Origin of the sequence: Escherichia sp. KTE114, from assembly GCF_000407765.1 — a bacterium.
Classification (GTDB): domain Bacteria; phylum Pseudomonadota; class Gammaproteobacteria; order Enterobacterales; family Enterobacteriaceae; genus Escherichia; species Escherichia ruysiae.
On sequence record NZ_KE136622.1, the window covers coordinates 77,421 to 84,307 of the forward strand.

6 protein-coding genes are annotated in these 6,887 nt (G+C 45.1%); 3 read left to right on the plus strand and 3 right to left on the minus strand.

Annotation, left to right across the window (positions count from 1 at the left end; genetic code table 11):
- Positions 1 to 286 precede the first annotated feature (286 nt).
- Positions 287 to 949, minus strand: a complete 663-nt coding sequence (locus tag WC5_RS21080) for a helix-turn-helix transcriptional regulator (RefSeq protein ID WP_016231304.1) — start codon at positions 947 to 949, stop codon at positions 287 to 289.
- A gap of 185 nt (positions 950 to 1,134) precedes the next feature.
- Here WC5_RS21080 and WC5_RS21075 point away from each other — a divergent pair, with 185 nt between their 5' ends.
- Genes WC5_RS21075 through WC5_RS21065 form a run of 3 tightly spaced genes read left to right on the plus strand, consistent with a single transcriptional unit; the run spans position 1,135 to position 3,742 of the window.
- Positions 1,135 to 2,094: a sugar phosphate isomerase/epimerase family protein gene (locus WC5_RS21075; RefSeq protein ID WP_016231305.1), complete on the plus strand. Its 960-nt coding sequence runs from the start codon at positions 1,135 to 1,137 to the stop codon at positions 2,092 to 2,094.
- 21 nt (positions 2,095 to 2,115) lie between these two features.
- On the plus strand, positions 2,116 to 2,493 hold the full coding sequence (locus WC5_RS21070; RefSeq protein ID WP_016231306.1) for a RidA family protein: 378 nt from the start codon (positions 2,116 to 2,118) through the stop codon (positions 2,491 to 2,493).
- A gap of 16 nt (positions 2,494 to 2,509) precedes the next feature.
- Positions 2,510 to 3,742: an MFS transporter gene (locus WC5_RS21065; protein WP_016231307.1), complete on the plus strand. Its 1,233-nt coding sequence runs from the start codon at positions 2,510 to 2,512 to the stop codon at positions 3,740 to 3,742.
- Positions 3,743 to 3,901: 159 nt separating this feature from the next.
- On the opposite strand, the gene nikB is transcribed toward WC5_RS21065, so the two are convergent.
- Both nikB and nikA read right to left on the minus strand, forming a co-directional pair.
- Positions 3,902 to 6,601: an IncI1-type relaxase NikB gene (nikB, locus tag WC5_RS21060; RefSeq protein ID WP_016231308.1), complete on the minus strand. Its 2,700-nt coding sequence runs from the start codon at positions 6,599 to 6,601 to the stop codon at positions 3,902 to 3,904.
- Positions 6,602 to 6,611: 10 nt separating this feature from the next.
- The coding region (nikA, locus tag WC5_RS25730) for an IncI1-type relaxosome accessory protein NikA (protein WP_016231309.1) at positions 6,612 to 6,887 on the minus strand (276 nt) is incomplete at its 5' end.

Genomic DNA, 6,887 nt, shown 5'->3' on the forward strand with positions numbered 1-6,887 from the left:
GGAAAATCAGATATCAGTGAGAGCAGAAAGAGCAGGTATAAACCTGTTAACGCTTCCACAGGACAATAACCACCCGACAGGGCGTCCTGTAAACGTGTTTCATCATAAAAAAACCAACCGTCCGAACTGGGACGGAATGTACTGAACACAGGCCGTGCCGGATTCTGGCACGGCCTTTTTTATTCTGAAAACAACAAAGTTAAAAAATAATATAATCATCATTAGACTATTACATCCCACACCAGAATTCATGTTATCTGTATTATAATTTCATAATGCAAAAATCTTAGTTCTCCTGCACCCTGTTATTTAGAGTCCTGAGATGTTTATAAATAGTGTTAGCACTAATACCAAGAACCGACGAGGCAATTTTCGTTGTAACAGGGAACTTAAACAACCCAATAGAATTAAGCTCTTTTATTATTTCAAAATTCTTGTTTTTACTTGGTATACTCTTGTTGGAGTAAACCATATTTTTAACAGGTTCAAGGTGACTGAGCACAAGATTATTGATATCCTGAGTGAAATTTTCGTTTTTACAGTTTGACGATTTTGCAAAGTTTTCAATAAATGCATTAAGAGGCATATCCAGAGCGAAATTCATACATATCATTCCTACTGGTTCTTTGCTTTTATTCAGAATAAGTGATGACGACGATTTAAAAGGGCGAACGCCTTTATGGTTGAAATAGACGTCCCACATATCGTTTGTTGAGTTAAATTCTGCCAGTTTTTCCAGTGCTATATTTGTTACAGGTGCCCCCTTCTCTCTCCCCGTTACATGCCCGTTGACGATATGAATAACGGAATGATGCAGGTCCTCAAAACTGTGCAGGACGATCTCGCAATACTCTCCCAGGAACTGACCAAGACTGTCGATGAATGGAATATATGAAAGCAAAAGCTGTCTGTCATCATCTGTAAAATCATGATTAATAATAGGTTTCATACAATCACCTCATGAATAAAGTAAATCTGAATGCTATACCAGATGCAGAACAGAGTCCACTAAAGAGCACTAAAATAACACTAAGTAGTAATTTTATTTACTTAGTGAGCAAATGTTCCACTAAGATCACATTTTACAAATGTGCAAAAAACTACAATCAGTCTCAAATGCTATGGAGGTTCGCCATGAAACTAGGCCTTGAAACTGAGTCATATCATCTGTTCTTTCAGCAGGGAGTGATGGATATTTTCGACTTCATTGCTAAAACCAGTGAGCTGGGACTGGATGGGGTTGAAATAAATATCATTCCGGATGTTGGTCTGCATCCGGAATTTGGTGTCCTGAACAGTATATCTCCCGAATATCTGTCAAAAGTCAGAAAAGCCATTGATTCTCATGGTCTTTATTGTGAGATAGATACCCGATTCACTACCTGTGAAGCTATCACCAGAGCAGTGGAAATTGCATCTGCACTTGGCGCAGACGTTATCCGGACTTATATGTTCAGGAGAGGGGAATATAACCCTCTGAAATATCCTGAAATAGTAGCACAGTTAAAATCACTGACATCCTTACTCAGTAAGAAGAAAATTAAACTGGCAATAGAAAATCATGAAGATGAAACTGCCGATGAGATAATCGAAGTTATCAAGTCTGTTAATTCTGAGTGGGTGGGAGCACACTGCGATATAGGTAATGGAATGATGGCATGGGAAGAACCAGTAGAAACAGTTCGTAAACTGGCTCCTTATGCTTACAGCACGCATTTCAAGGATCATATTGTCACACGCAACGGTGAAGACCTGGTTGTCTGTGGGGTTCCAGTCGGAGAAGGAAGCATTGATATTGATACCTGTTTCAAAACCCTGGTTAATGACTCCTCTTTAACCAGAATAAACATCGAAACATGTTTTCCATATGCCTCACCTTTTGCCCGTCCCAAAGGTACTGGCGGCGTATATTCTCTGGAAGGGACATTCTCCGTAAAAGAAGCACCATTTGAACACCTGAAAATAAAGCCACTTGATTATTACTACCCTGCAAAAATATCTGACTCTGTATTACAGGAACTAATGGCAGCCCAGAATCGCTGTGTTGAGGTTTCTGTTCAGACTCTGAAGAATTTAAGAAAAAAACATTGTTAACAAATTAAAAAGGATACTTTTATGATCATTGATACTAAACATGCCCCCAAAGCTATCGGTCCCTATGTACAGGCAGTATCAGCTGATAATTTATTGTTCATTTCCGGATGTTGCCCTTTCAAACCAGAAGACGGAACCGTAAATGGCGACACTACAGAAAAGCAGACCAGGCAAGCGATGGATAATCTGAAGGCAATTATTGAATCTGCAGGAATCGGAATGGATGACATCGTAAAAACGACCTGTTTTATCAGTAACATGGATAATTTTTCACAATTTAATCTTCTGTACAGTGAATATTTCTCATCAGATAAATACCCGGCCAGGTCCTGTGTTGAAGTAGCCCGATTACCGAAGGACGTGCTGATAGAAATTGAAGCCATTGCGGTTATCAAATAATGGGGGGGATAACCAGATGAATAAATGGATGAAGCTATGCTTCCTTATTCTTGGCGGTGGAACAATTTTCAAGTTGTCCAGTATGAAGGACGTATTTTATGTTCCTATGCAGGCTGACTGGGGCTTGACTAATACACAGATTGGATTTGGATTTACAGTATATGCTGCTGTTCAGACTATCGGACTATTCAGTTCATTATATATAGCAGATCGTTTTTCCAAAAAAATACTTCTTCCCGCAGGTTTAATCGGCGTGGGTCTGTGTGGGGCTTATCTCACAACATTACCCCCCTTCTCTGGTTACCTTATAGCTTTTGGTGCTATGGCTTTCTTTGGCGAAGTAGTCTATTGGCCCGTACTACTTAAAGCTGTTCGCCTGCTGGGGAACAGGGATGAACAGGGACGTATGTTCGGCTTTCTGGAAGCTGGACGAGGAGTTGTGGATGTATTAATTGCGTCCGGCGCTTTATTCGTCTTTGTGCAGTTTGGTGAAGGAAAAGCCGGCATGCAGGCTGGTCTTGTCTATTACACATTAATCACTATTATTGTTGGAATTATCACCTACTTTATTGTGGATGCAGACGACAGGACCATTCCACAGGATGACGAAGATGTTAATAAACAGATATTCAAGGGGATAAAGAATGTCGTTAAATCACCGAATCTGTGGCTGGCCTCATTTTGTATATTCTTTGTGTACTCCGCATATTGTGGGCTGACATATTTCATACCATTCCTGAAAGATATCTATGCCCTTCCCGTTGCACTCGTGGGTGCTTACGGAATTATTAACCAGTACGGACTGAAAATGGTGGGCGGGCCAGTTGGCGGTTATCTCGCAGATAAAATTTCCCATTCTCCGGTCATCTATCTGAAATGGACTTTCCTTATTTCAGCAGTCGCTATGCTACTTTTCATTCAGCTACCACACGACTCAATGAATGTTTATCTTGGAATGACTGCAACTCTTGGATTTGGTGCAATCATTTTTTCACAACGGGCAATTTTCTTTGCACCAATGGATGAAATCGGTACCCCCAGGGAATTTGCCGGTTCAGCAATGGCTTTTGGGTGCATTATTGGTTACATGCCTTCCATGTTTGCTTACACGCTTTATGGCTCGCTGTTAGATAATTTTTCTGACATACAGGGCTATAACTATGTTTTTTCTGTAATGGTGGCATTTAGTCTGCTGGGATTCATTTGTGCGACTCTGCTTACCCGAAGGATGAAGTTGAGAAATGAGTAATAGCGTCAGTACATTGTCGATATTCTCCGTTTAACGAGGGGGTATTTATTCCAGTGTTTTTTTTCCATTGTGTTGCTGAACCAGAAGAGAAGCAAACTCCCGGAACAGAATAATACGCATATAGCAGTGGCCGTGCCGGATTCTGGCGCGGCCTTTTTTTTAACCTGGAGAAGGCGGTTCCCAGCGTTTATCCTGCTCCGGCGGAGGCAGTGATGCGTCATCGTTGCTGTTCGCCGTGATATAATCGCGGTAGTAGCGTTCACTTCCTTCACGGTGATGATCCACGTCCGGTCGCGTAATCCTGTAGTCTTCGTGACCGGTACGGCCTGTCACATTATGCCAGGCAACCATTTCAGCAAAGACCTGGTTAAATTGTTTGTCGTTTCCTTCTGGTTCAAAACCCATGCGTGGATCACGCCCGAATAATACCGGTGCAATCAAATCCAGTTTATCTGCCAGCGCATTGCGGTCATGGTGATTACGGAAAACAACCCTGTCACCATAATCCGTACAGACAAACTCTCCCGTCCGACGGTCACGGAAACGAACACTCCCGTTCTTCTGCAGACGGGCCTCGAGATCACCGGTATTACCGTATACCGGCGTTCCGCCCGGTTCACAAAGCACGACACAGCGGTCTGTCGTTGTTGTGCGTGATTTGTCTTTACGGCGATCGCGATAATCCCAGCCTCTCAACTGCGATACAGCAGCCCTGTCTCCCTGAGCAGCCTGAATTTCGACCCACTGACGGTAAGAGGGTGGATACCACTTCCCGTCAGCAATAAGTTTCTGTCGCTCATCCCTGATGTCTTCTTTCAGCCTGATCAATGCCTGCATTCGCTGAACTTCTGCAATGTGATAATGCAGCTTACGTAATGCCGGATCATCGTACTGCGCACGAATGTGTGACTTCCGCAGACGGCATGCCTGATGAATTTCCCGACAACGTTCCCCATAACGCAGATCTGGTTTACGCCATTGTTCACGCCATGCCAGATAGCGGGCACGCAGATCAGCACGGGCCTCAGCTCTGGCTTCACGTCGCTGCCGGCGCAGCATTGGGTCACGTTTACTGCTGACCCCGTACCTGTCACTGACAGCCAGCTCCGGGTTATAGCGACTTTCAGGTTGCACCCTGTTAAACAAATCTGCTGGGGCACTCACAAAAGGTCCGGCCTGTGGCTCTGCACGCCCCAGTGTCAGATCAGGATGAATGCTGCTGGCCTTCACCGGCGTTTGCTCATGATTAAAGGCATCAACGACAACAAGCCCGTGATGTTGTTTCTGTAGCATCAGTCCCTGTTGTGCAAACAGCTCATGACAACGCTGCCAGGTAAACTCACCCTGTGTGATCATTTCTTCAATCTGAGGGCTACAATGGCTGATGCTGTATCCCCACAGACTTTCTTTGTCAGAAAACAGTTCGCGTTTGATAGCCCCCTGCGGCCCCGTGCCTGTACGCATACGGTGCCATTCTTTATCGGTCGCAGGACAGCTCTCCATACGACGACCACGGAAGCTTTCTGTTGGCGTAACCTGGCGGAAAATATCTGTTGGTACAGGCTGCCAGCCACCATCAAGTTGCTTCACATTATCGAGCGTCAGCAGTGACCATACGCTGTCTGCACGAACGGGAGTCTGGTTATGATCATAACCGTCACAGATAACCAGGTGACCATGCTGAACACGCATCCATAATCCCGCTTCAGCCAGTGTGCGGTGAATAGCCTGGCAGTTTTCCAGCCGTCCTTCCCGGGCCATTTCCGGCAGACGCTCACCAAGATGACGACAGGCATACTGCTGCAGACTTTCTGTTTCAGCGATTTTTTCCGGGCGAACATCAGCTGCAATGAAGTCCGGATTATAGCGCCCGGGCGCGTCCACCTGGCTGAAAATGTCTTTTGGTACTGGCGTGTAGTCACCCATTTTTTTCATGAGTTTTTCTGCACACCAGGAAGGGCCAAACGAGTCAAGCTGTACACCTTCCCTGTTGCGATCCCAGCCATCCATCACCAGAAATTTTCCGTCCATCTGAGACAGGTACAGACCATCTTCCGCAAGACGACGATGCAGGGATAACCAGTCATGTACAGGTTCACTGCGTAAACCAGCGACCGCTGTCTGCGCAACATACTCGCGAAAAGTTTGTTTTTTTCCGCGTGTCCAAGCGTTCTGGCGATCACGTTCAACGGCAGTTTTGCGAACGATACGATTTCCCGGCGCATGGACCCAGCAACCGTTATCCGGAGCAAAACCATGCTTCAGTTCAAGCTCACGACAGGCACGGCTGAGTTTTTCCTGACTCCATGAAAGGCAATTGAGATAACCTGTAACCGGATGCACCCGGTTGACCGCAACGTGAACATGCAGGTTATCAGTATCGGTATGCACGGCAGAAACATACTGATGTTCACCCAGCCCGAGAGATTTCAGGGTATGGCGTACACTGTCATAAATCTGTTCCGGACGCGGGCTTTCATGGGCCTGCCAGGAAAGAATGTAGTGAAAAACAGGATCAGTATTATCTTTCGCATAGTGTGCCTGCTGTGCAATGTACTCCATATCTGCAGCGGCAGTTTCAAGCGATGTACAGTTGTGAAAACAGGTCACACCGTAAAAGTTAACCCATTCGCAGCCGTCCTTCATGACATCAACCAGCGCCACGAATGATTCATTTCGAAGACGTGTTGCATAATCAACAAGACGACTGAAGCGGTTTCGGTGCGGTTGTTCAGCCTGCGAAGAAGAAGATAAATTCAGTTCCTCATCGGTCATGTCATCCCGGACAGAGACGTAGGACACCAGGTCTTCGAACGAAGACTTGCCATCCCTTCTCTTTTTCGGAATGACTGCATTCACCGGAGAATCCTCAACCTTCCATTAACTGTTTACGCAATGTATTTGTAAGTTCGGTTATGGCAACAAGCACTTCTGCGTATTCCTTGTCACCGGTTCTTTTTCCCTGAACAAACAGATGCTTCTGCATCCTTCCCAGTCTCATTAACTCCTTCAGAAAAGCATCATCTGTCCGGGAGTTAATTCGCTTATTCAGTGCTGCATTTCGGATGTAAGCAGATACAGTAAGTCCGGAATCTTCAGCTTTTTTCCTGATGGTTTCATCCTCAACAGGAGAGAATCTGAGTGT

Coding starts and splice junctions, on each gene's coding strand:
- WC5_RS21070 (WP_016231306.1), top strand. CDS start 2,116: ATGATCATTGATACTAAACATGCCCCCAAAGCTATCGGTCCCTATGTA.
- WC5_RS21080 (WP_016231304.1), bottom strand. CDS start 949: ATGAAACCTATTATTAATCATGATTTTACAGATGATGACAGACAGCTT.
- WC5_RS21065 (WP_016231307.1), top strand. CDS start 2,510: ATGAATAAATGGATGAAGCTATGCTTCCTTATTCTTGGCGGTGGAACA.
- WC5_RS21075 (WP_016231305.1), top strand. CDS start 1,135: ATGAAACTAGGCCTTGAAACTGAGTCATATCATCTGTTCTTTCAGCAG.